The 312-nt window shown below is 65.7% G+C and carries 1 protein-coding gene; it reads right to left on the minus strand.

Going from position 1 to position 312, the window contains the following annotated elements; all coding sequences use genetic code 11:
• Positions 1 to 312 (minus strand): zinc-binding dehydrogenase (locus IB279_RS36855; protein WP_192341295.1); only part of this gene is annotated, 312 nt, incomplete at both ends.

The following is a 312-nucleotide window of genomic DNA, read 5'->3' on the forward strand; positions in this document are numbered from 1 at the left end:
TGCCGATCGCCTTCATCACGTCGGCAAGGTTTTCCTTCGAGGCATCGACGACATGGTCGATGCCGACGCTCTTGGCGAGTGCCAGCCGCGTCGGGTTGATGTCGGTGATCACCACCTTGCGCGCGCCCGAACGCTTGGCGACCAGCGCCCCCATGATGCCGATCGGCCCGGCGCCGGTCACCAGCACGTCCTCGCCGACGAGATCGAAGGAGAGTGCCGTGTGCACCGCGTTGCCGAACGGATCGAAGATCGCCGCGATCTCGTCGGGCACATCCTCCGGGATCGGCACGACGTTGTACTCCGGCAGGCAGA

Source organism: Ensifer sp. ENS06 (genome assembly GCF_014852205.1).
GTDB lineage: Bacteria > Pseudomonadota > Alphaproteobacteria > Rhizobiales > Rhizobiaceae > Ensifer > Ensifer adhaerens.